The sequence below is a fragment of the Mesobacillus jeotgali genome, from assembly GCF_002874535.1.
Lineage (GTDB): Bacteria > Bacillota > Bacilli > Bacillales > Cytobacillaceae > Mesobacillus > Mesobacillus jeotgali.
In genome coordinates this window covers 258,417-281,578 of sequence record NZ_CP025025.1, presented here as the reverse complement: position 1 = coordinate 281,578, position 23,162 = coordinate 258,417, and the positions used below count along the sequence as shown (strand labels likewise).

The window sequence follows — 23,162 nt, the reverse complement described above, 5'->3', positions numbered from 1 at the left end:
CTATTTTTCTAGTTCCACTAAGTACTCCTTTAATCTCTCTTTTGTTCCAGAGGAAAGTGGCGCAGACTTCCTAGTGTTCTCGTCCATTTGCACGATGACGGTTTCTGCCACTGCAGCAAGCTTGCCATTTTGATAGATTCCTTGAAATAAAGAAAAGGAACTGTTTCCGACTCTTGTAATGGCACTGCCGATTTCCACTGTCCCAGGCCATCGTATTTCAGAAAGTAAATCCAGTTTTAGACTTGCTATGACAAACGAGGCGTTTTCAGCATGCAGCGGCTCCCTTGCATAGAGAAGCTCCGTTCTTCCCGTTTCCAGGAAGGTTGAAAACAGTGCGTTATTAACATGTCCCTGACGATCCGTATCTGCATACCTGATCTTGTCATATGCCTTTAACGGAAAATCCTCATATTCCGGTTTCATTTGCATCACCATCATTCCTCCTGCCTCCATGCTTTAGACTCATTTCTTATAAATACATTCTTCAACACCTTGAGCAATAAATCCTTCTTGAACATACCTTTACTAGATTTCTTAAACCGTTCAGTTTTGAGGTGCATAATGTATTTGCTCTTTAATTTATTTTAACAATATGTTGACTATTCAGTTGAACTGTATTATATTTTTATTAAGTTGAACTATATAGTCGAACTGAATAGAGGTTGAGGTTATGAAACACAAATTATTACCGTTGTCTGAAACCATGCATTATATTTTATTGGCTCTGCGTGAACCGCTCCACGGCTATGCCGTCATGCAAAAGATCGAAAAGATTAGTAACGGTACTGTTGTTTTAGCAGCTGGTACATTATACGGTGCAATTGAAAACTTGAATAAGCACGGTTGGATTGAATCTGTTGGAGAGTCAGGCCGGAGGAAAGTTTATATGATCACTGCGGAAGGAAATGCGATTTTAAAAATGGAACAAGACAGGTTGCTGCATATTTTATCCCTGTACGAAGGAAGTGAAGGCAATGAAGAAGTTTAAGATGTTTGTTGATATTGAAAAAGAGGAGCAATGGCTGAACGAGCAATTACAAAAAGGCTATCGCTGCACAAATATTAGTGGATTAGGAATATACACCTTCGAAAAGACTGACAAGAGATATGTGATGCGACTGGATTATCAAGAATATTTATCAAAGGAAAAACTTAATGAATATAAAGGGATATATGAGGACTTCGGTTGGAAATATATAAAAGGTACCTGGCTTGGTGGAATTCAATATTGGCAAAAGGAAGATGACGGACAAAATGAAATCTTCTCGGATCGCCAATCGAGGAGAAATTATTATAAAAGATTGATGGGTTATTCATCTAGTTTAGCTATAGTGTTTTTGCTTTTATCTTATACGATATACAAAGATTCAGGATTATATTTAACCGAAGGTCTTTGGAGTATGAACGGTTCATTATTTTGGAAAGCATTCTTATTTGAAACTCCATTTGCCATTTTAAGGTTGTTTCCCGCCATTATAGTTGCTTTTTATAGTATCAGTTACTATAAAGCTTATCGAAAGTATTCTATGTTAAAAGAAAAGTAATGCCAGGGGTTAAAAAAGTATTGTGAAGTAAAGTACTCAAACTATTGACTATTGATTGCAAATTTAACAAAGGGGGTAGCTGCAGCGCCTCCTTTTCTTATTGAACAGACGATGCAGGTTAGTGAAGGCAAATTTGAGTTCCCAACAAGACTTAAAATAACCGGAGATTCTCCGGTTAGACTGAAGAATATGGCTCGGTTGGGTGGAAATAAGCGGAGAATTTCCGATTAAATGGTGCAAAACTGTCCATTTGCCTGTTTTTTGAGTCGATAGTCGGAATTTCTCCGGCTATTTGAGCTATTTTTAAAGCTTTTTCGAAATTAAGGGGAATTTCTCCGCTTATTTATCAACTAGCCGCTGCTTCCCTTATCCGTGACCGGGCGTGGCAGAAAAAAGTATTCTTGAATAACCAGGGGACCGCTTATTGAAATATAGGGTGCTTATGTAAAATAAAAACGATCATATCTTGGACCGATCATACAATAAACTAGAAAAATGGCGTGTTAAAACTGTTTCAGTTTACACGCCATTTTCATTGTCTTTTAAACTAGCCTGCGAATATTTCTATAGTACCCTCTTACGCCGTACCCAAGCTCACCCCAAGCTCTTTTAAATACTGTCTGTATGCAATGCTCATCCGGTCACATACCAGCGAAAGCTCGACTTGCAGATCAAGCGGAAGCTCTTCCGGCTTTTGGTTCTCAACTACCGGTTTATCCTGTGCGAAAATCTCATTTTGAAACTCGATGATTTCTGTATCGGAAAGACCTGTCTCATAGTTAAAGGAGAGAATTCCATAGGCCACTGATGTGTTTTCACTTTCAGGACGTACTGTTAAAAGAATTGTCATTTCCGTGTTATTTTCACGATCTCTCTTTGTAAATTTAACCGTCAAAGGACGAACAATTTCATAGGTATAATAGACATATTTCGGTTTTCCTGCCCCATCAGGATCTGGCTGATAGATTGGTATTTCGTCTGAAAAAATTCGATTATCGATCCGATTCACTGCATAGTCTTCGATGATTCGATGGCTATCAGTTCCTAAGAAGCCCTCATGGACCACCGCCAGATGACCTACATCCAGGAAGTTCTCAATGATGCGCGGCGGCTTTGCCTCAACGGATTGCGGACCCCAGATGACATTATGCCAGTTGTCCCCTTCCATTTCTTCATATTTGAAAAACTCTGGCAGATTATTGGCTAGATTCACCCAAATAAATCCGTACTTCTCGATGCATGAATAGGAAATGGCTTTTGCCTTCTTAGGGATTGCACGCCCTTCAGGAAGCTGCGGAATGTTCACACAATCTCCGTCCTGGTTATATTCCCAGGCATGGTAAGGGCATACAAGACAGTCATTTTTCACTTCTCCCAAAGACAAAGCTGCTCCTCTATGTACGCATAAATCCTTGAATGCATGTACACCTTCACTATTCCTGAATATCGCTAACCGTTCCCCCATAATGATGACCTGGACAGGCTTTTCCTTTAAGTCTTCAGCTCTGCAGGCAACAATCCAGTCTTTGCGCAATACATGATCTTGCTGCATCTCCTTCTCCTCCGTATCCATTTTTATGACTTCATTGTAATGGGAATTGAATCATCGGTCAACCAAAATACGAACATTAAAATATATTAAAATAAAATTATTCGTTTTTTATATACAACTATTATTTATTTTTGTATAATCCAGTTGAAAAGGTAACAAAACACGAATTAAATCAAGGGGGAAGACTCGATTGGACAGGAAACAGGATAATAACATTATCATTGGTGTCGATGATAAGATCAGCTACAGCAAAGCATTTGTATTAGGCTTACAGCATGTACTGGCAATGGATTTATACATAGCACCAATCATTATTGCTGGGCTTTTAGCATTAAGCACCGAAAACACCTCTTTTTTCATTCAGATGTGCTTCTTAGCCACTGGGATTGCTACACTGATCCAAACTGGCGCAGGAATTAAACTGCCTGTTGTACAAGGACCGTCTTATGTTCCAATCGGAGCCATCGCGGCCATTGGAGGAAAGCTGGGCCTCGGCGCCATAGCCGGAAGTCTGATACCGGGCGCGATTATCATTGCTCTTCTAGGCTACCCATTAAAGTGGTTCGCAAAAGCAGTCCGGAAGATCATCCCTCCACTTGTAGGCGGTACAGTGATCATCATTGTCGGGATTGCGTTAATGCCTATCGGTCTAAATAACATTTACCACTCTCCAGGCAATATCGGCGAAAACATCCTTGTTGCTGCAATCTCTGCAGGAGTCCTGGTAATTTGTATGCTGTTGGGCCGCAAAAGACATGGGCTCGGAACATTTTTCCGTCTTGTTTCCGTCATTATTGCGATTATCGCCGGAACAGTTGCCGCAAGCTTCTTTGGCGGAGTAGACTTCTCGCCGGTTAAAAGTGCAAGCTGGTTCTCCTTGCCAACACTATTTCCATTCGGAAAACCTATTTTTGATGTAAGTGCCATTATTACCATTGTGTTTGTTTACTTAATTATCTTGATTGAAACAACAGGTACATGGTTCGTCGTTTCTACGGTTACAGGAAAAGAGCTTGATGAAAAGCGCCTTAACCGCGCTTCTGTTGGTGAAGGACTTGGATGCTTTGTCGGCGCACTGTTCGGAAGCACTCCTATGACAGGCTACTCATCTAACGCAGGATTGCTTGCAATCACCGGTGTAGCCAGCAGATTGGCCATTATGGCGAGCGGTGTAATCCTCGTATGTTTGGGGCTTATTCCTAAGCTTTCCACTGCTATCACTTGCATACCTGAGCCTGTTATCAACGGAATTTTCGGTATCGTCTGTGTGGCGATCGTGACAAACGGCATGAAAGTGATCCAGCCGCTCAATATTGACGACCGCAACATGATGGTCATCGGCCTTCCAATCCTGTTAACCATTGCAGCAACCCTTTTGCCAAAAGAAGTCCTATACAGCATGCCGGACTGGGCTAACTATATCTTATCTTCTGGAATTACTGTCGGTGCACTGGCAGCCGTGCTGCTGAATTTGGTCATACCAGCAGAAAAACCAACCACACAAGCATTAGAAACAAACAAAGAAGAAGCATATAACGTCTGATACTTAAGGAGACAAAAAGAAGCAAAGGACGCTGAAAACAGCATCCTGTGCTTCTTTTATTCATCCATTCTTCACTATTCCCTGCCTTCAGGATTGCTCGTCATGAATTTCATTTCATCTGTATCACTGGAAACGGCCGCTTAAGAATCCTTTTCTTGAAAAATCCATGCATGTCCCTGCTATCCAACTATTCAAGATGGACTTCATCTCCAACATTGATTTCACCTGTTTTTATGACAGCAGCATACACGCCGAAATGATTATTTCTTTCTTCCGCAACCGCTTTAAGCAATGATGAATCCCTTTTTGCATTTTCGGGATCAACGGTAATGATCATGCATCTTTCACAATGCCTTTTCACTTCCAGTGCCACTTCATTGCCAATTGTCAGTCGTCTCCCAAACCATTCTTCTTCGATAAAAGGTTTGTGATCTTTTAATGAAATGAGTAAATTGGGGCGAAAACGCCTATAATCAATCTCTTTGCCCCAAATCTGTTCCAAACCCTGTAGTGAAGCGTCAGTAACCAGTTGAATATGCTCTTCTTCAATTGCGCCTAGAGGGACGTATGAAGGTCGGTATGAAGCAAAAGATATTTCCCTTCCCGATTTTGCTTGTATTTCTTTCTCCAATTCCTTATCGCCCCAATCAAGCACTTTCCCCTCAGGTGTCACGATTTCGACTTTAGGGTACTCTTCCATCTCTTCTTGTCCCATAAACCTTGCCTTGTATCGAGCCATCTCAGGGAACTGCGTAATCGTTAAAAATTCCCCTGGCCTTGTTTGGTCATGGATCGTATGACTGCGGTCTCCGTACACTCCATAATCCATAACCTTTGTTTTCTCGACGCTCTCTCCATAAAAGGATTTAACAGGATGCCGAACTATTTCTCTGATATGACCAATTAGCACTGCATTGCCTCCTAGTTTTATCCCTATTTTATCCCCTCGGCTAATAAAATCACAACTCCTGACAGCCTCAATCGAGACAAAAGGACAGTCCGACCGTGCTGCTATCTCATATCTTTTTTTAATAATTCACTAAGGACCTAAGATTCTTTATTTCCCCATTAAGAAGGACGGTCCCTATCAGGAACCGCCCTCTCCCTCTATTTACTATTAAAATCTCCCCTGATACCACTTAGCCGCTGCTTCGACTTCCTCGCGGGTCAACTGATGCCCTCTATTCTCCCAATGAAGTTCTACATCCGCACTGGCTTTTTCCAGTAAAGATTTTAGCTCTTCGGATTCCTGTGGCGAGCAGATTGGGTCGTTTGTTCCAGCGGCAATGAATACCGGTGTTCCTGTCAGTTCTGGCAGGTCAATGCCTCTTCTCGGTACCATTGGGTGATGCAGGATTGCTCCCTTCAATGAGTTTTGATAATGGAAAAGCAGGCTTGCTGCGATATTCGCTCCATTTGAATAGCCTACGGCAACCACATTGTCGCGGTCAAAGCCATACTTTTCTGCTGCTTCATCAAGGAACTCATTCAATTCCTTCGTTCGGAAAATAAGGTCCTGTTCATCGAAAACACCTTCTGCCAATCTGCGGAAAAATCTTGGCATTCTGTTTTCCAATACATTCCCGCGGACACTCAATACAGATGCATCATCATCGATCATCCCGGCAAGAGGCAGCAGGTCTAATTCATTGCCTCCTGTGCCATGAAGCAATAACAATGTTGGTTTTGTCGGGACTTTTCCCTTATTGAATATATGTTTCATTCTTTATCTCCTTCCAAAATACGAGCTTCTACCTTTGGCAGCAGGTCTTCTAATTCTTCACGTTTTGGCTCCAGCCACGATGGCAGCATCAGTTTTTCACCGAGTTCACTAATTGGTTCATCTACTGCAAAACCTGGTGAATCGGTCGATATTTCAAACAGAATGCCACCGCCTTCGTGAAAATAAAGTGCTTTGAAGTAGTTGCGGTCGAGGATCTCAGTTGGATAATAGCCTTTCTCCAGGAGAAGTGCTCTCCACCTTTTATGATCTTCTTCATCCTTCGCTCTCCATGCAATATGGTGAACGGTTCCTGCTCCCATTAATCCACGGACGGATGGAGTGAGCTTGATATCGATGGTATTGCCAATCTCAGCTGCAGATTTGAATCTAAGGAAGCTTTCTTCCTGGCCAATGTTCTCTAATCCGAGGATATCCTCCAGGACCTCTGCCGTTTTATGAGGCTGTGCCGAAATCAATGTAGCCCCGCCAAACCCTTTTATCGCGACATCAGGAGTAACTCCTCCGAAGCTCCAGGTATTGGTTGGCCCTTCATTTCGTTCGACCAGCTCGATTTCAAGTCCGTCCGGGTCCTGGAACTGCAAATAGCTTTCGCCATATCGGACATTCTGGATGAACCTTACACCAAACCGATTCAACCGTTCTTTCCAAAAAGGAAGGGTTCCCTCAGGAATAACATAGCTGGTCACCCCGACCTGTCCCGTGCCAATTCGGCCTTTCAGCTGGTTAGCCCATGGAAAAAAGGTGATGGCTGTTCCTGGATCCCCGGATTCGTTGCCAAAATAAAGATGGTACACTTCAGGGCGGTCATAGTTGATTGTTTTCTTCACAAGTCTTAACCCAAGTACGCCTGCATAAAAATCAATATTCCTTTGCGCATCGTTTACCATTGCCGTAATATGGTGGATACCAGAAGTCTCCTGCATTCATCCTTCACCCTTTCTTCGATGGTAATCTATTTCGGCCTTTCGATTTCAAAAATCTCTCCGATTTTCGCGTAATTGTTTCCAGCCAGTCTGCTTACAGCAGCCAGTCCTACCGGATCAATCCTTCCATTCTCATAAATGCCTTCCTCTATATGGAACTGAATGATTTTACCGATGATGAAATCACAGCCCGGCATCTCTCCGCCGCCTAATTCCAGCGCCTGCTCCAGCACACATTCCATCCTGATTTTCGCTTCCTTCACACCAGGTACAGAAAGTTTCACGCTGTCAATCAAAGTTAACTTGGCCAACTCCACCTCGCTCTGGTCAGGAGCAAGGCTGGCGGCAGTCTGGTTTATTTTTTCATCATTGTGCTCGTCAACGATATGGACGACAAACTCTCCTGATTCAAGGATGTTCCTTGCTGTATCCTTCTGGTTACCGCCTGACCGCTGAATGGATAAGGAGACCATCGGCGGATTGGATGAAACAATATTAAAGTAGCTAAATGGCGCTCCATTCACTATACCATCCTTCGAAATGGTCGTGACGAAGGCAATCGGCCTGGGAATGATGCTACCAATCAGGAATTTATAGTTGTCCCTCTCGGAAAGACTGGCAGGGTCAATCGAAAGCATAGCCATCATCCTTTCTGATTAGATTCAATCCAACTTTCTAACTTCAATCGGGATTAGTCCTCTCTCAATCTGGCCGCGATACTGTTCGTATTGCTCAGGCAGCATTAATTTTTCACCCATTGTTTCCTGAGATTCATCATGCGCAAATCCCGGAGGATCGGTCGCAATTTCAAACAGGATTTCTCCATGCTCTCTGAAATAAATCGCGTTGAAGTAATTTCTGTCCTGTACAGGAGTGACACCATATCCATTGCCTGCCACGTATTTCTGCCAATCGAGTTGGTCCTCGTCATCGACAGCTCTCCAAGCAATGTGATGAACCGTTCCAACACCCATCACACCGCGTCCAATTGTGGTCAACTTCAGGTCAATAACATTTCCGATATCTGCTGAAGAACGGAAGCGGATGAAATCTCCTTCTTTGCTTACAAGCTCAAGGCCCATTACTTTTTCCAGCAGTTCAGCCGTTTTTTCCGGCTTGGTGGATAATAGAGTTGCTCCCCCGAATCCTTTAATCGCAACATCAGGTGTTACCTCACCAAAGCTCCAATCATTGGTTTCGCCTTCTTCTCTTTCAACAATCTCCAGATGAAGTCCATGAGGATCATCAAATTCTAAATATTGTTCCCCAAAACGTTCCATCGTTGTAAAAGATACATTGAATTTTTCCAGACGCTTTTTCCAAAAATCCATCGCACCCTTTGGCACTACATAGGATGTCACTCCTACCTGGCCGTCACCAACGACTCCCTGGCTTGCTCCTGCCCATGGAAAGAAAGTAATGATCGTTCCCGGCTTTCCGCCCTCGTTCCCGAAATAAAGATGGTAGGTTTGGGGATCATCAAAGTTAACCGTTTGCTTTACCATACGCAAACCCAATACACCAGCGTAGAAATCGACGTTTTCCTGAGGATAGCCAACAATTGCGGTAATATGGTGAATTCCCATTGTCTTTTTACTCATTATTTTCGCTCCTATTCAAAATCTTGATTTCAAGATAAATTAGAATAACATCGCATCTATAGCGTATTTACCAGGACCAATCAGCGCTAATCCAATAGCTACAGCCATCAACGTCAAGTTATATTCATAGCCATTCGAAGTGGACCACAAACCATTTGGTGCATGGACCTTAATAATCGCCATCAGCATAGTTCCTGCAATCATCAGGGCTGCAAGTGGGGTTAACAGTCCTACAGCTAATAATATTCCCCCGAGCAATTCTGCTAATCCTGCCAAAAGCGCCATCGTCACACCTGGCTTCATGCCAATCGAGTCAAACCAGCCACCCGTTCCCTTTAAGCCATACCCTCCAAACCAGCCAAACAGCTTTTGTGCACCATGTCCAATAAACAAAATACCAATCACCAATCTTATGATTAACAAACCTAAATCCATCATTATAATTTTCCTCCTGAATTTATCTCGAATTCGAGATATTAAAATTAAAAAACTTTATTTTAACAGTTTTTCGCCCGGTAACCGATTCTTTTTAATAGAGAAATGGTCTGATTGACCTCGTCGGCATTCAAGCCATCGAAAACCTTGCTCATTTCAAATTCATGCTGCGGGAAAATATCATCCATCAATGCTTTCCCCTCAGTCGTTATAACCGCATAGGTTACGCGCCTGTCCTCCGGGCATCCCCTGCGTTTCACATAGTTTTTTTGCTCAAGCTTATCGACCACATAAGTAATACTGCCGCTTGATATAAGAACCTTTTTTCCAATTACCTGAATAGGCTGTTCCCCTCTATGGTACAAAAGCTCCAACACAGAGAATTCCGTTGGATTCAATCCAAACTTCGCTGCATCTTTTCGAATCACTTCTTGAATAGCCTGGGCTGCACGAATGATGACGGTAACAGCTTTCAACTCAATTTTTGGCAGTTCCATTTCCATTCTCCTTACCAATCGGTCGTGCTGGATTCCATACGAATCCAGCAAAACCACTAAGGGTTGAACCGATTTATGCTGCTGGGTTCACTTCTAATTCCACTTTGATTTTGATGTCTTTCCCTACTAGGACGCCGCCTGTTTCTAATGCTGCATTCCAAGTAAGATTGAATTCTTCACGGTTGATTTTTGTTTCCGCTTCGAAACCGTAAACTTCTACACCCCATGGGTTCGTGCCTTTACCGCCAAACTCAACATCAAAAGTTACTGGTTTTGTTACATCCTTGATTGTTAAATCGCCAGTTACTTTGTAGTCATCACCGTCTTTCGTGATGTTTGTGGATTTGAAAGCGATTGTCGGGTTATTCTCCACATCGAAAAAGTCTGCTGATTTCAAGTGATTATCGCGGTCTTCATTGCGTGTGTCGATGCTAGCCACATCAATCTTGAAAGCGATTGAAGCTGTTGTTAGATCTGTTAGATCAGCTGCTTCAACATCAGCAGTGTAAGATTCAAATCCCCCTTTCACCTTTGATACCATCATGTGTTTTACTTCAAATCCGATTGCTGAGTGGTTTTGGTCCACTGTCCATTTTGCCATTTTAAAATTCCTCCTGTTTTTATCTCGATTTCGAGATATTTATTTAAAAAAATTTATCTTTAATTCATTTATTTTTAATTCGAGATAAATTTAACATGAAATCCATTTTTGTGTCAATAAATAATTTCAAGACGACCAGATTGCTTTCTTTCTAATCCTTGCTTGTTCTGTTCTTAATTTTTTCGGAGTTACATCTGCTCCTACTGGATCTACAACAGTTGTATTCAATAAGAGATTCTCCATCGATCCGCGGAAGATTTGCAGATATGTTTTCCGTAGCCTGTTCAATTCATCGGCTTCAATCTCTGTTAATCCCTCATTCTTCTTCTTAAGAGCAAGTTGATTTATCCTTTTTAAAATATCCAGCATTTCCATTCCTCCTTTGCATTGAAAAATTATCTTGAAATTAAATATCTTGAATTAAAGATATATGATTTCATTATTTTTGTCAATGCATTAACATCTATTATCATTCATAGGCGTTTTGGGTGCAGGTTTGCGAAGTCATAAGCGGACATTTTCCGGCTATTGTTTATAAAGGGTGCTTATGAAGGATAAATAAGGGGAGATATTCCGGTTAATCGCTAAAAATAGAGCAAAATTCAACGATTTGGATTAAATAGACGGAAAAACGACCCTTATTTCTAGGAAAATAAGAGTCGTTTCCAATTTAATCGGAATTTTTCCGTCTATTTTTCAGTTGGAAGAGTTATCGTCCCATACTGAAACTGAAATGTTTTAAAAAAGGGTTCAACAACAGACCCTCCTCTTGTTTCTCTATTCGCCCTAAGCACTAGCTGCTATTTCCCCAAGTTTTCTATACTCTCCTATAAAGACAAAAAATGCACCTATAACCAAAATCGCCGTGCCAAGCACAATGATACTTTGGGTAGAATAGCTTTCCATTACGCACCTCCAAAAAGCATTCGCCCAATATTGTATTCTCTTTATATTCAATGGTGCAGGTCTTCTTACGAGACAAAGAGTAAGAAGACCTGCACCCAACTGGATTAACTTTTTATTCCACGCTGGGTGACAAAATCCGGTTCAATCGGACTTAACTATTCTGCATCATTTTTGATACAAAAGAGAAATAGTGACCAACATATTCCCTTACGTTTATTATTTATATCTTCATTTTTTTTAAAAAATATTGAATAATATTAAAGTTTAATTTAATATTATTCAATATAAAGGAGGATGGAGAATTGAAACGCGATGAGGTACCCGAATGGATTCTTGCTTTGGATCAAGAATCACTCGAATTTATCAGGAAGTTCGTTTTGAATTCCGGCTCTTTAAAAGAAATTTCAACTGTTTACGGAGTTTCCTATCCAACAGTCCGGACAAAGCTGGATAAGCTTATCAAGAAAATTGAGTTGAATAGTAAAAAAGAGGATCTTGAGTTTGTCAGTATGATTAAAAATATGGTGCTGGATGAACAAATCAGTTTAGACGTGGCAAAGTTAATTATCGAAAAATATAAATCAGAAAGGGTTGATCCTTAATGCCTTCTATTTACGGATGGTTGATTGCGATTGCGGTGATTGGAGTTCAATTTTATTTATCAAGGAGAAGTCATGTTCTTTTGGGAGCCATCTTACCTGTTCTGTACTTAGCCTTTATATCGGTGTGGTTTTTCAAGAGATTTGGTGAAGGAGATACGCTTTCCCTTATCTTAGCTGGTGTTGGCGGATTGGCCTTTTTGTTAAGTATCTGGATCAAAGGCAGAGATTATCTGAAGAAGCAACGCCAAAAGGAGCTGAAAAAAATACAATTACAAGATATGTAACCCCGAAAGGAATTGATCATGACAATTGTCGATTATGTAAAAACAACAAGCATTAAAACTTGGGAAAACGCATGGCTTCAACTAAAAAGATCTTTTCGGAAGTATTGGTTCTTTTATTTTATCATCTTTGTCATGGCTTACCTGATTACATCATACATAAACCCGGATATGAAAGAGCTCCTTTCAGACTTAGATAAAAATTTTAAAGAAGATGCCCCCGAAAAGGGATATTGGGAAACCACCTTGTTTCTCTTCAAGAATAACTGGCTGGTTTGCCTGCAAATCTTGATGCTTTCTTTCATCCCCATTAGGCATCTATACGTACTGCCACTCATTTCAACATGCGCGATGATCGGTATGACTTTGTATCTTGTTCAGCAGGTTGAGTTAAATATACTCCACACATTCGGATTGGGTTTTCTGCCGCATGCGATTTTGGAACTGACTACCTTTATGCTTGCCGCCATTTATGCAAATACATTGAATAAAACGATTGTGACTAGACTGACCAATGCCTTTCGTAAAGTTAAAAAGAGCACAACACCATTCCGTTTCCACCTCAAAGAAGCTTTTTCCGCCTTCATTTTCGTCATCACACCTTGCATTTTCATCGCTGCTTTTATTGAAGGATTTATTTCTAAATTTTTATTAACTTCTTTTTTGTAAGAGACACAGAGACGTTCTAGAGTCTCATCCTGGAACCTTGAAATAAGTTAATTTCACACCACACACCTCAAAAAACCGCAAATTTGGAAAAGAAATCATCTCCCTCCCTCTCTATAATCTGGTTAGGGGGAGATGAAATTGACATTTTTCAAGAAAATGGATTCTTATCGTGTCTATATATATACACGTTTTTGGTCTCAGTTCTTTTTTACATTTATCTTTACGGTTAACTTGCTCTATCATGTGAAAGTCGTCGGTCTTGACCCGTTGCAGCTGGTTCTGGTTGGCACTGTGCTGGAGGCGGTTGTTTTCTTTTTTGAGATTCCGACTGGGTTTGTGGCGGATTTAAAAAGTCGCAGGCTTTCTGTGATTATCGGGTATTTTTTGATTGGGGCTGGGTTCCTCATCGAGGGTTCGTTTCCATTTTTCGCAGCCGTGTTAGTGTCTCAGGTTCTTTGGGGTATTGGCTACACGTTTACGAGTGGTGCGCATCAGGCCTGGATCGCTGATGAAATCGGAGAAGATCGTGCTTCCGAGGCGTTTGTTAATGGTGCTAAGGCCGGCACACTCGGTGAAGTGATCGCGATTCCTTTAAGTATGTTGATCGGTTACTTTTTCATGATCAATCTGCCGATCATCATTGGCGGATTATCAATGGTGGGATTAGCTGTTTTCTTGCTCCTTTTTATGAAGGAAGAAAACTTCAAACCTGTTCAACATGAAAACACATCCACTTGGAAGACGCTAAAGACGAATATGAACCAGATGGTCCATTATACAAAGGCCAGCTATTTGATGCGGATTCTCTTCCTTATCGCCTTGTTCTTCGGGTTATATAGTGAAGGCTTCGACAGGCTATGGATTTCTCACTTTCTTGAAGAAACTCGTCTCGCATACATGACAGAAGGCAATTTGGTTGTCTTAATTGGAAGCATTAATTTTGTCGTAATGCTCCTATCCTTTATCGGCCTTCATTTTATCAGCCGGAGTTCTCTCCATCATCAGTTAAACACCATCTATTTATCCTTGCTGATCGGATGTGTCCTGATTATCACCTCGCTGACCGGTTTTGCTCTTTCGACTGGTATCATCAGTTTGCTGTGCTTTTATCTGATCATCCAAGGTACAAGGTCTGTCATGGCACCACTTGAGGATACATGGCTGAATAAAATCATTCCAGATTCCTCGACGCGCGCGACTTTCTTTTCGGTAAAAGGGCAGGTAGATGCGATCGGCCAAATCAGCGGAGGACCGGCCATCGGAATGATTGCCGCCAATTTTTCTATCAAAATAGCAATGATTGTAAGTGCCATTCTTTTAACACCTGTCATCTATCTCTATCAATTGGCCATCAAAAAATCTCGAGGATGATTTCATTCTCGAGATTTTTCTTTGATCGGAATATGAATTTCCATATAGATTTTTTTAAAATCCCAATGATGGCAATGCTCGTCATAAAATTCAAAGTCGAAGCCCGCTTCATCCACTTCATAGGATGAGTGCGGAAACCAATCCTCCAGTATGTATCTCCATGTCCCTTTGATCGCCGATGCAAATTGGCCAACCTCAACCAATGGCGTTCGGAATATCGCATATGCAGACTCAGGGATTTGTATCGCGGTTAATCCCTCTGGTAAGCCTTTTTCATCATCATAGTTTACTGCAAATATATAACGGCAACTGCCTTCATCAAGGCTGCGGCTCAAATTGATACAATACTCTCCATGCTTTTTCGGCGACAACACTTCATATAAGTACGTTTCAATCGAACCATCGGTCAAACCTTCCTGCTCCCAGAACGCCGGCACATTTCGGTTAGCAGGGAAATTCTCGATCCTGAAGATCTTACCGGCAACAGAAAAAGTACTCCGGCGGACAATCTGCGGCTGCAGTACAATGCCGCCTGTGTTCTTTTCGTGAAGGCTTATCAGATCCAGTTTTTGTGGCAGTGATGTCGGACCATGCTCCTTATAAAGGCTCGGAGGACTGCCAAAACACTTCTTGAACGCTTTCGTAAAGCCAGCATGAGTTTCAAACCCATAATCCATAGCAATTCCGATGATCTTTTTCCCATTCACCAATTCATACAATGCAAATTGGAGCTTCCTTTTTACCACATAATCCATCAATGTATAACCCGTCTGCTTCTGAAAAATCCGTGAAAAATGAAAAGGAGAATACCCAACCATCCTTGCCAGCACTTCGGCACTTAGTTCCTCTTTAATATGATCCTCTATATAATCAATGACACGTTGAAATAAAAGTAACTGTTGAATCATCCTCACCACTTTACGGTTGGTCTTTGTCTTATCCATTACATTTTACAAAACTTTTGGGAGACAGGGAATGATGAAATGCGGGCGCATCCCCGAATCTGCCTCGATATACTACAAACAAAAAAGACTCTCCTGGTCAAATTTCGATCAAGGAGAGTCTTAACTAGGGTATTATTCAATTCTAAACAGACATTTAAGCAATCTTCACTTTAAGTAACTTTTCCATAGCCATTTGCAAATTCGAGGTTACTATGATGCCTGAAACATCGACGCCTAAATTAACCATTGTTTGAGCGATTTCTGGACGTATACCTGAGAGTGTAGTATCAATCCCTAAGAGTGACAACGCTCTTACTACTTTAAATATCCGATCAGCAACCATGGTATCAATAATCGGCACACCAGAGAGATCAATGATTAAATGTTCCAATGAAAATTCACTGCTTTTCATCAGAGCTTTGTTCATTAATTCTTGAGCTCTTTGCGTATCTATATCCCCTATTATAGGAAGTACACCAATCTTATCTGAAATTTTAATGACAGGAATGGACAATTCCAACGCAGAGGCTTCAGCTACCTGTATTCGAGTGTAAAACACTCGTGTATAAGAGATACTTAACCAATGAACAGCGCGGTCCACCACGGAATCAAAGTCAGATAATAAATCGTAAAATTCCGCTATTGGCAAATTAAGCTTGATCGCTTCGTCCTTGATGATGTGTCCTATAAGATTCCTATAGTCTCTGACTTCATCAAGAGCTATTTCCAGAGGAAGGTTGAAGTTTACTAAAGTATCTACTGCTTCACGGCCCCATTCCTTTAATACACTGAAAGAGGTTTCTATATCCCTCGCAACAGAAAGTGCGTATATGTCAATGATATTCTCCCGCCACTCTTGGAGCAGAGAGTCAAGTTTATTAGATGTCTGGTGAGAATCCAGCTGAGTTTTATGTTTAATGAGATATTGTTTTTCTAGAAGGATTTTATCAGAAATAATTTGAAGATAATCAATTTTTATTTGTTCGCTCAAGTTCCTCACTCCCTTGAAAATTATCGTCTGTTTCAGGATAACATACCAGCTTAACAGAAGGGACATTTGGTTATTAGTACCATTTTTTCATATATCGGAGGCCGTTCAAGAGACACCATGACTATTCTCTCGTCTTATTGGGGAAAGGGATTGATAATAGAATAAAATAATGAATTTATTGGGGGCCATAACATATAAAACAATAAAATTATGGTATGAGCTCATCTCATAGCGAAGTTTGTTTACTGATAGAGATTATATCGGGCTGTACAGAAATCGTTCATTTATTCTTGGGACATGAGAACCGTGCTCGTGCCCATGCCCCACAATCCCAATTAAACCTTGGCCTCAGTCTCACTCTCATTCTTATTGATCACTTGCTCAATCAGCATGATGTCCTCCATGATATACTCTTTAAGTCGTTCATCCTCACATTTTTCATAATCGGCTTTCAGGCGCTGAATTTCTTTTTTTAATAATGCCATTTCGATGTGGTTCATCTGTAAAAACCCTTTCGTAGTAAGGTAGATTTCCATGACTTGGTCGTATGTGCTGCCACAAAGGAGCTTCGGTAATGTTTTTACAGTGATAAAAAAGAAAAAGCCGAAAAGAACAGGCTCTTTCCTGCTCTTTCCGGCTTAAGTCTGGCACAATGTGTCCAGTTCACCACTGCCTATGCTTTATTTGGTTTTAAGATTAGAGTAATGACACTCTTATCGATTTCAAAATCCCAGTCAACAAAGACATCTTGGATTTTAGAATCAAGAATCGCAGAAAACTGGGTGCTGCCATTCAGCATCCCACCTTCAAGCTGTCTTTTCGCAACACGTAATGTCTCATCGAACCCAAGAGAAATCAACTTCTTTTCGATTGGCACTAATATTCCCTCCCGGAAGACAATCATTGACCGGGAGCTGAGCATGTAAGAGTAAACGCTATCAGGCGCTTTTTCGGCTTGCTCGCTTATACGAATGATTTCCTTATGGATCTCATCCCTGCCTTTATAATCAGCTCTTGAATCTTTTCCCTCATCCGGACTGTCCGGACTGATGGCAACAAAAACCCCTGAAAGGTTTTTCAGGTTCCAATCATAATAAATATGCTGTATTCCCATATCCGTTAATGCTTTAACTTGCCCTCTAATTTCGGGATCCAATGATTTCATCAGGTATTCCCGAGTCGTTAGGACGGTAAGTTCTTGGCCCTGCTCAAGAAGCGCCTGCTCCATTGGAGAAATAAAGCCGCTTATATAAACCAATACATACGGCTGGGATATAGTAACATGGATGACTTCTGGCCCTTTGCCAAATTTATCACGCAGCAGCTTGCCGAAATTATTCGCCAATTTTGTTTGCTGTGCTTTAATATCCATTTGATGATTCACCCTTTTAAAGAAAGAAGCATCATATCCTCTTTCCTTTTTTTATTTTAGCACATTACAAATACGATGAAATAGTTCAAATGTGCTTTTTCCCAGTTTTCCCCCATTTTTATAATAGAAACATGAAGATAAAAAAAGGATTCAACACATGGATGTAGAAAGAAATTAGGTAAGGAAAAAATGATACCTGTTATGAAGGGTTTCTACATCTTTTGCGATACAATTTATACCTTTCGTCAAAACAAAAACTGAATTCAGGATACTAGGCCGGAATTTGAAAAGGATGACGAGAATGGATTTAAAGAATAAAGAAAAAGAACTGGGGAGTTACATAGGAAGAATACTAAGGGAACATTTTGGCAAAGGGCCAGGTTCTGTATTCGCCACAATTTCCCCTCCCTATATAACCATGTATATCAAAGACTTTCTTTCCCCAATGGAAAGTAAATTAATGACTAATGAACAAAGCAAATATGTCGAGAAAATTAGGGATATGCTTATGGATACCCTGACTGAAGAAATCAAAGTCTTTATGAGAATCAACCTGGGTTTGGATTTAAGTGAATTCTATTACGATTGGAACCTCGACAGCCACTCCGGAATGTTCATCGGAGTCACAGCAAATGAACCGGGCGACCATGACTGCTCCTATAAGAATCAGGAAGATGTCCATGATGAAATCATAAAGGTGAGTATAAAAGCCGAAAAGCCTCCAGGTGACATATACTCATGCATGCTGAACTCACGAACACTAGTCATCGTACGGAATAAAATATTGATAGCTGTTGAAAAAGAAATGATCAAAACAGGCTTTTCCGAAGCTCTCACGATTGCTAAGCGAAATCTTGAAAAGAGACTTCTCCTGGAGCATACAGACCAGCTTCAAACCTATCTCGACGCAAATTTGGAAAATGCTTTCGTATCATGGAATTTTGATTCGGATAAAAGCATGATGGTACTTATTATAAAGCCGAATAGTTGATGGCCGTAATTATCTGGGCGATAGAACCAGACATAAGCCAAAAGAAGGTGATTTCACCTTCTTTTGGCTTTTTCTTTTTTTCATAATATCTTCCGTAACCAAATTCTACAGACAATATTTACTTTATTTCATCTGGAGGGTGGGGAAAATGAATGACAGAGGAATTCCAGGATATGCATAATAAAGCATTAGTTCGAATTCAATGTGAAAATGACATTATCACAGCTCGAAAAATGGGAAGAATTTTCGCTAAGAACCTTCATTTCGATTCTATCAATCAGGTAAGAATAATCACCACAGTATCAGAGCTTGCAAGAAACATATATAGATATGCAGGCACAGGGCAAATCAGCTTTGAGCCGATTGAAGAAGTCATTAAAACCGGTTTAAAAATCACAGCCAGTGACCAGGGACCAGGAATCCTAGATATAAGCAATGCCCTGAAACAAGGATCTTCCACATCAGGTGGCCTCGGAGCTGGCATACCTGGCGTAAAAAACATGATGGATGAATTCTATATTGAATCTTCGTCAGGCAAAGGGACGAGGGTGACTGTCGTTAAGTGGCAATTAAGATCATAATTGGGGACATATGCCATGTTCTTGCTTTCCATCCGGAAACCGTACAATTTAAGAGAGAGGCTTCGGCAGACTTGCTTCTTTCTTTGCCGTAAAAGGCTATAGAATACGAGACTACGAATATTTTGCTTAGAACAACAGGGAAATGCCTGAGTCCCACCCCCTCCATGCCTATCATTATAATTCTGGCATCCATCGTGAGACATGGGGAGTAATGTGTCTCATTTGAAAAACCGAAATACTTAAAAGGAAAGTCCGAGTTGTTCTTGTTTTCCAAGTCTTTTAACCAACATGGCAGTGTAAGTTTCTGTTGTTATTTTGAGCATTCAAAAAAAATGCCTCTTTCATATGAAAAAGGCATCTGCAAATTAACCGTATACAGGTGTTTCGCTCTTTAATCCCGCTAGCCGTTCCTTCCAACCTTCGATTTGCTGCAGCCTCGTTTCCTCATCAGCACCCGCCGGGAACAGGAAAGGTTTTAGTACAGTCATTCCACAATAGTAAAGTTTCTCGTGTTGAATATTGAATAAGCGCTCTTCGACTTTCCCTTTTATTCCGGTTTCTCCGTACTCCGACAGGTCCTCCGCTCCATGAGTCACAGATACAATCGCCATTTTCCCTTTTAAATTCCCTTCATCATATCGGCCTGGACCATACGCAAAGCTGTAGGAGAAGACTCGATCAAACCACCCCTTCATGATTGCGGGGGCATCGGTCCACCACATCGGATATTGGAAAATAATCAGATCCGCCCAGGTTACTAACTCTTGTTCTTCTACAATGTCAGCTGTGAAGGTGTTACTTTTCAGTGCATGGTATTGTTCAGAAATATAATTAAAACGGTCTGGATTTTTAAGCACAAGGAAATCATCTTTATCAGCAATGGCTTTAAATTTCTTTTCGTAAAGGTCTGATACTCTTACCTTATGACCGTTCTGCTCCAGGCTTTCAACCGTTACGTCTTTTAATGCCCCGTTAAGCGATTTGCTGTCCGGATGCGCGAATACAATGAGAACATTCATTTTCTTATCCCCTTTAATTGAACTTGCAGCTTCTCCTTTGCTTATTTAAGGAGAACTCATTTACTTACATTTATTCAAATATTCTATACCACCGGCTCATTTCCTTCTTTATCTTGTGACACAGGGACATCGGGAACATTTCTTATCAAAAACGAGTATGAACAAAAGGGAAAGCATGGATGGGGATAGGAGATTTTATTTCATGAATCTGACTTCCGCTTTGCTCGTGGTGCTGACGGGGACAGAAATACGGTGATGAGTTTCAAATAAGGGGAGATTTTCCGGTTAAATAGAGATTAGAGGTGTTTTTCGGGGTATATAAGGGGAGATTTTCCGACTATGCAATGCAAAACCTCCAATTTTCGATTTTTTTGAGTCATTAAGCGGAATCTCTCCGCCTATTTAAGCTTTTTTTAAAGAAAAATACTAATTAAGCGGAATTTTTCCGTCTATTTCACCAGGAGAGAAAGGCTCTCCCAGCCAAAAACGGCAAGGAAAGCCTTCTTTTCTTCTATATAAATGGCTAAAAGTTACCTCACTAATCCATCCCCAACCATAACATACTTCCGAGTAGTCAGCGCAGGCAGCCCCATCGGCCCTCTCGCATGCAGCTTCTGTGTTGAGATCCCAATCTCTGCACCAAACCCTAGAGCTCCTCCATCTGTGAATCTAGTGGATGCGTTATGATATAGCGCAGCTGCGTCTACTAGCTGCAGGAACTTCTTTGCGTTCTCAGCATTTTCAGTAATGATTGCTTCTGAGTGTTTTGTGCCGTACTGATCGATGTGCTCGATGGCTTCATCGATGTTGTTGACTACCTTGACGGCGATGTCGAGGCTAAGGTATTCGTCTGCCCAGTCGGTTTCAGTTGCTGGTATTACGTTTGGCAGTGCAACTGCTGCTGCTTCATCACCATGTACAGTGATTCCATTCTCCTTGAATGCGATCGCAAGCTGCTCTTTGTTCTCCTCAAGCCATGCCTGATGAACGACAAGTGTTTCGGCTGCGTTGCAAACTGCCGGGCGGTCTGTTTTGGCGTTGATCATGATGTTCAATGCTTTTTCGGTGTCAGCTTCTTTGTCGACGTATAGGTGGCAGTTTCCAACTCCGGTTTCCAGTACAGGTACCGTTGCGTTTTCGACAACAGCTTTGATCAGTGCTCCGCCTCCACGTGGAATCAGGACGTCGATATGCTCTTTCATCGTGAACAGCTGCTGCGTTGCTTCACGGTCTGCTGTGGCGATGAACTGGATGGCTTCTTTTGGCACCTTTGTGTTTTCAAGTGCCTGGTGCATGATGTCGACGATTGCTTTGTTGGAGGACAGTGCGGATGATCCGCCTTTCAAAATGATCGCATTTCCTGATTTCAGAGCCAGTCCTGCTGCATCGACGGTTACGTTCGGGCGTGCTTCGTAAATCATGCCGATAACGCCGAGCGGAACGCGGATTTCTTTTACATTGAGTCCATTTTCCAGTGTCCAGTCTGAAAGGACGTCCCCGACTGGATCAGCATGCTCAGCTACCTGACGCAGGCCTTCCGCAAAGTCGGTGATTCGCTCACGAGTAAGTGCCAGGCGATCCATGAATGCTGCCTCGAAGCCTTTATCCCTTCCATTCTGCAAGTCCTTCTCGTTCTCTGCTAAAATCGCTTCATAATTAGTTTCCAAAGCGTCAGCGAGGATCAGCAGCGCCTCATTTTTTTCCTCAGTGGAAAGGATGCTCAGCTGTTTAGCTGCCTTTTTCGCTGCAATCGCTTGTTCTTCTACTGTCGTTGTTTGTGTCATTGTCAATGTCATCAAAACGCCTCCTGTAAAATTTTAGACTGATACCGGCAATGCAAAGTCACGAGAACAGACAAATGTATCCTGTTCAATCGCTTCTTTTCGTTCACATTCTTCTTCAATAAGTGTCTCTTCCAATTTTCCGCTAGAATATTTGATTCGTCCGAGGCCGATTTCTTCTCCATTTTCATCCATCACTCTGACAACGGCTCCTTCGCCAAACCTGCCTTTTACATGAAGGATGTCTGACGAAAGGATATTTTTCCGATCCTCGATAACTGCTGTCTTTGATTCTGGGCTGATAATCACTTCGCCCTCAGGTCCTGAATGGAACGCGATCCATTGCTGGTTGTTGTCGAGGTTGAAGCCTTCAGGATCCTGGTTGAAATACGTACCCTTTGCTGTTCCGCTCACTGCTTTAACCAGAATGTCCTTGCTGTCGGCCTTCCCTAAAAACGAATCGATACCAGATGCCATCGCAATTTTCACAGCGGAGATTTTCGATTTCATCCCGCCTGTACCGACCGCACTTCCGGAACCGCCTGCAGCTGCTTCGATTTCAGGAGTGATTTCATGGACCTTATCAAGCAACTTAGCGTCTGGGTTGTTGTTCGGATTATCGTCATACAAGCCGTCGATATCGGAAAGGATGATCAGCTGGTCAGCCTCGATCAATGCTGCGACCTTCGCTGACAGCGTATCGTTGTCACCAAAACGAAGACGATCGACTGTAATCGTGTCGTTTTCATTGATGATCGGGATGATGCCTCTCTCCAACAGGACATTCAACGTATTTTTCATATTGTTGTAGCGATTTTCATTCGCGAAGTCGCTTCTCGTGATCAATATCTGGGAAGCGACGTACCCATGAGATAAAAAGAGTTCTGAGTAAGATTCCATTAACAGGCCTTGCCCGATTGAAGCGGCTGCCTGTTTTTCCGGCAATGATGTCGGCCGCTGAATGCAGCCAAGCTTGCGGTACCCTGCAGCGACGGCGCCCGATGAAACGACTGCCGTTTCATAGCCCGCATCCTTCAAGGCCACAATCTGGTTCGCCAGGTTCTCCAGCTTCCTGCGGCTGATTTCCCCATGCATGCTCGTCAGCGAACTGCTGCCAATCTTAATTACAACTCTTTTTATCTTCCTGTCTTGCTCTAACATCCAATACCTCCTTGTAAATCCGTCTGCATTTAGAAGGAACTAGCACCTCATTC

At 41.7% G+C, this 23,162-nt stretch carries 27 protein-coding genes; 9 read left to right on the top strand and 18 right to left on the bottom strand.

The genetic code is table 11. The features are described 5' to 3' along the window. On the bottom strand, positions 1-438 hold the full coding sequence (locus CD004_RS01390; RefSeq protein ID WP_218973332.1) for an acyl-CoA thioesterase: 438 nt from the start codon (positions 436-438) through the stop codon (positions 1-3). Positions 439-670: 232 nt separating this feature from the next. On the opposite strand from CD004_RS01390, the gene CD004_RS01385 reads away from it, so the two are divergent. Both CD004_RS01385 and CD004_RS01380 read left to right on the top strand, forming a co-directional pair. Further along, a complete protein-coding gene (locus CD004_RS01385) occupies positions 671-988 on the top strand; it encodes a PadR family transcriptional regulator (protein WP_102261125.1) in 318 nt (105 codons plus the stop codon). Continuing rightward, the gene (locus CD004_RS01380) at positions 975-1,544 is read left to right on the top strand and encodes a DUF2812 domain-containing protein (protein WP_102261124.1); all 570 of its coding nucleotides are present in this window, start codon (positions 975-977) and stop codon (positions 1,542-1,544) included. The genes CD004_RS01385 and CD004_RS01380 overlap by 14 nt, the downstream gene beginning before the upstream one ends. A 577-nt stretch (positions 1,545-2,121) precedes the next feature. Here CD004_RS01380 and CD004_RS01375 read toward each other — a convergent pair. After that, entirely contained in the window at positions 2,122-3,096 is a 975-nt protein-coding gene (locus CD004_RS01375) for an aromatic ring-hydroxylating dioxygenase subunit alpha (protein ID WP_102261123.1), read from the bottom strand. 190 nt (positions 3,097-3,286) lie between these two features. On the opposite strand from CD004_RS01375, the gene CD004_RS01370 reads away from it, so the two are divergent. Next, positions 3,287-4,639 carry a uracil-xanthine permease family protein gene (locus CD004_RS01370; RefSeq protein WP_102261122.1) on the top strand — a complete coding sequence of 451 codons (1,353 nt, stop codon included), beginning with the start codon at positions 3,287-3,289 and terminating at the stop codon, positions 4,637-4,639. A 187-nt stretch (positions 4,640-4,826) separates the two neighbouring features. On the opposite strand, the gene CD004_RS01365 is transcribed toward CD004_RS01370, so the two are convergent. The 9 genes from CD004_RS01365 to CD004_RS01325 form a co-directional block, all read right to left on the bottom strand. Continuing rightward, positions 4,827-5,549, bottom strand: coding sequence for an MOSC domain-containing protein (locus tag CD004_RS01365; protein ID WP_102261121.1), 723 nt, complete (start codon positions 5,547-5,549; stop codon positions 4,827-4,829). A 207-nt stretch (positions 5,550-5,756) separates the two neighbouring features. Then, positions 5,757-6,362: an alpha/beta hydrolase gene (locus CD004_RS01360; protein WP_102261120.1), complete on the bottom strand. Its 606-nt coding sequence runs from the start codon at positions 6,360-6,362 to the stop codon at positions 5,757-5,759. Then, a complete protein-coding gene (locus CD004_RS01355) occupies positions 6,359-7,306 on the bottom strand; it encodes a ring-cleaving dioxygenase (protein WP_102261119.1) in 948 nt (315 codons plus the stop codon). Before CD004_RS01355 ends, CD004_RS01360 begins: the two co-directional genes overlap by 4 nt. Before the next feature lie 29 nt (positions 7,307-7,335). After that, positions 7,336-7,944, bottom strand: coding sequence for a flavin reductase family protein (locus tag CD004_RS01350; protein ID WP_102261118.1), 609 nt, complete (start codon positions 7,942-7,944; stop codon positions 7,336-7,338). 24 nt (positions 7,945-7,968) lie between these two features. Next, complete coding sequence (locus CD004_RS01345) at positions 7,969-8,907, bottom strand: ring-cleaving dioxygenase (protein ID WP_102261117.1); 939 nt, start codon at positions 8,905-8,907, stop codon at positions 7,969-7,971. Positions 8,908-8,946: 39 nt separating this feature from the next. After that, the gene (locus CD004_RS01340) at positions 8,947-9,345 is read right to left on the bottom strand and encodes a DoxX family protein (protein ID WP_102261116.1); all 399 of its coding nucleotides are present in this window, start codon (positions 9,343-9,345) and stop codon (positions 8,947-8,949) included. A gap of 59 nt (positions 9,346-9,404) precedes the next feature. Next, the gene (locus CD004_RS01335; RefSeq protein ID WP_102261115.1) at positions 9,405-9,839 is read right to left on the bottom strand and encodes a MarR family winged helix-turn-helix transcriptional regulator; all 435 of its coding nucleotides are present in this window, start codon (positions 9,837-9,839) and stop codon (positions 9,405-9,407) included. Positions 9,840-9,912: 73 nt separating this feature from the next. Further along, positions 9,913-10,440, bottom strand: coding sequence for a YceI family protein (locus CD004_RS01330; protein ID WP_102261114.1), 528 nt, complete (start codon positions 10,438-10,440; stop codon positions 9,913-9,915). 126 nt (positions 10,441-10,566) lie between these two features. Further along, positions 10,567-10,809: a DUF896 domain-containing protein gene (locus CD004_RS01325; protein ID WP_102261113.1), complete on the bottom strand. Its 243-nt coding sequence runs from the start codon at positions 10,807-10,809 to the stop codon at positions 10,567-10,569. A gap of 839 nt (positions 10,810-11,648) precedes the next feature. Between CD004_RS01325 and CD004_RS01320 the strand changes: the two genes are divergently transcribed. The 4 genes from CD004_RS01320 to CD004_RS01305 all read left to right on the top strand — a co-directional run bounded on the left by CD004_RS01320 (position 11,649) and on the right by CD004_RS01305 (position 14,269). Further along, positions 11,649-11,948, top strand: coding sequence for a DUF2089 family protein (locus CD004_RS01320; RefSeq protein WP_102261112.1), 300 nt, complete (start codon positions 11,649-11,651; stop codon positions 11,946-11,948). Beyond that, positions 11,948-12,232, top strand: a complete 285-nt coding sequence (locus CD004_RS01315; RefSeq protein WP_102261111.1) for a hypothetical protein — start codon at positions 11,948-11,950, stop codon at positions 12,230-12,232. Before CD004_RS01320 ends, CD004_RS01315 begins: the two co-directional genes overlap by 1 nt. Before the next feature lie 18 nt (positions 12,233-12,250). Further along, complete coding sequence (locus CD004_RS01310; RefSeq protein WP_102261110.1) at positions 12,251-12,898, top strand: stage II sporulation protein M; 648 nt, start codon at positions 12,251-12,253, stop codon at positions 12,896-12,898. Between the two features lie 138 nt (positions 12,899-13,036). Beyond that, positions 13,037-14,269, top strand: coding sequence for an MFS transporter (locus CD004_RS01305; protein ID WP_158651453.1), 1,233 nt, complete (start codon positions 13,037-13,039; stop codon positions 14,267-14,269). Positions 14,270-14,271: 2 nt separating this feature from the next. Here CD004_RS01305 and CD004_RS01300 read toward each other — a convergent pair whose 3' ends face one another. The 4 genes from CD004_RS01300 to CD004_RS01290 form a co-directional block, all read right to left on the bottom strand. Further along, positions 14,272-15,177, bottom strand: a complete 906-nt coding sequence (locus tag CD004_RS01300) for an AraC family transcriptional regulator (protein WP_102261108.1) — start codon at positions 15,175-15,177, stop codon at positions 14,272-14,274. Between the two features lie 190 nt (positions 15,178-15,367). After that, on the bottom strand, positions 15,368-16,204 hold the full coding sequence (locus CD004_RS01295; RefSeq protein ID WP_233434919.1) for an STAS domain-containing protein: 837 nt from the start codon (positions 16,202-16,204) through the stop codon (positions 15,368-15,370). A 335-nt stretch (positions 16,205-16,539) separates the two neighbouring features. Continuing rightward, entirely contained in the window at positions 16,540-16,704 is a 165-nt protein-coding gene (locus CD004_RS23625) for a hypothetical protein (RefSeq protein WP_158651452.1), read from the bottom strand. 173 nt (positions 16,705-16,877) lie between these two features. Further along, the gene (locus CD004_RS01290; RefSeq protein WP_102261106.1) at positions 16,878-17,576 is read right to left on the bottom strand and encodes a Na-translocating system protein MpsC family protein; all 699 of its coding nucleotides are present in this window, start codon (positions 17,574-17,576) and stop codon (positions 16,878-16,880) included. Between the two features lie 301 nt (positions 17,577-17,877). Here CD004_RS01290 and CD004_RS01285 point away from each other — a divergent pair, with 301 nt between their 5' ends. Further along, entirely contained in the window at positions 17,878-18,567 is a 690-nt protein-coding gene (locus tag CD004_RS01285) for a Na-translocating system protein MpsC family protein (protein WP_102261105.1), read from the top strand. A 173-nt stretch (positions 18,568-18,740) separates the two neighbouring features. Further along, on the top strand, positions 18,741-19,148 hold the full coding sequence (locus tag CD004_RS01280; RefSeq protein WP_102264949.1) for an anti-sigma regulatory factor: 408 nt from the start codon (positions 18,741-18,743) through the stop codon (positions 19,146-19,148). 365 nt (positions 19,149-19,513) lie between these two features. Here the strand turns inward: CD004_RS01280 and CD004_RS01275 are convergent, their stop codons facing one another. From CD004_RS01275 to proB, 3 genes are all read right to left on the bottom strand, one after another. After that, on the bottom strand, positions 19,514-20,167 hold the full coding sequence (locus CD004_RS01275; RefSeq protein WP_102261104.1) for an NAD(P)H-dependent oxidoreductase: 654 nt from the start codon (positions 20,165-20,167) through the stop codon (positions 19,514-19,516). A 530-nt stretch (positions 20,168-20,697) separates the two neighbouring features. Continuing rightward, a complete protein-coding gene (locus CD004_RS01270; RefSeq protein WP_267892346.1) occupies positions 20,698-21,966 on the bottom strand; it encodes a glutamate-5-semialdehyde dehydrogenase in 1,269 nt (422 codons plus the stop codon). A gap of 18 nt (positions 21,967-21,984) precedes the next feature. Then, complete coding sequence (gene proB, locus CD004_RS01265; protein ID WP_102261102.1) at positions 21,985-23,109, bottom strand: glutamate 5-kinase; 1,125 nt, start codon at positions 23,107-23,109, stop codon at positions 21,985-21,987. Positions 23,110-23,162 lie beyond the last annotated feature (53 nt).